This window comes from Corallococcus sp. CA047B, from assembly GCF_003612065.1.
GTDB classification, from domain to species: Bacteria; Myxococcota; Myxococcia; order Myxococcales; family Myxococcaceae; genus Corallococcus; species Corallococcus praedator.
In genome coordinates this window covers 1-666 of record NZ_RAWD01000703.1, presented here as the reverse complement: position 1 = coordinate 666, position 666 = coordinate 1, and the positions used below count along the sequence as shown (strand labels likewise).

General features: G+C 72.1%; 1 protein-coding gene. It reads left to right on the top strand.

Annotated elements, in window-relative coordinates:
- Positions 1–666, top strand: a 666-nt coding sequence (locus D7X74_RS43500; RefSeq protein ID WP_158622381.1) for a hypothetical protein, incomplete at both ends; no start/stop codon positions are given.

Genomic DNA, 666 nt, shown 5'->3' with positions numbered 1-666 from the left:
GCGTGGGGGCCGTGGTCGGGCGGGCACGCCGGGGCAGCGCCGGAGGCTGCGCGGGTTCCTGCGCGCGGCGGGCCTGTTCAGCCTGACGCTGGGCCTCGGCGGCGCGGGCTTCCTCCGCGAGGCGATGGAGTTCGGCCTGACGTGCCAGTTCGGCCTGTCGCAGTGCTTCCGCGCGCTGGGCTTCGGCGTGGAGGCGGGCTTCTTCGGCGAGACGGGCTTCTTCGGCGAGGCGGGCTTCTTCCTCACGAAGCTGAGCCTCCTCCGCGAGACGGATCTCTTCGGCGATCCGAGCTGCTTCCTCGGCACGAAGGCGGGCCGATTCCGCGAGGCGGGCCTCTTCAGCCAGCCGCGCCTCTTCGGCGAGACGGGCCTCTTCAGCCAGCCGGGCCTCTTCGGCGAGACGGGCCTCTTCGGCGAGACGGGCCTCTTCAGCGAGGCGGGCCTCTTCGGCGAGACGGGCCTCTTCAGCGAGACGGGCCTCTTCAGCGAGACGGGCCTCTTCAGCCAGACGGGCCTCTTCCGCGAGTCGGGCCTCTTCAGCGAGGCGGGCCTCTTCGGCGAGACGGGCCTCTTCAGCGAGTCGGGCCTCTTCGGCGAGACGGGCCTCTTCCGCGAGGCGTGCCTCTTCCGCGAGTCGGGCCTCTTCCGCGAGACGGGCCTCTTCAG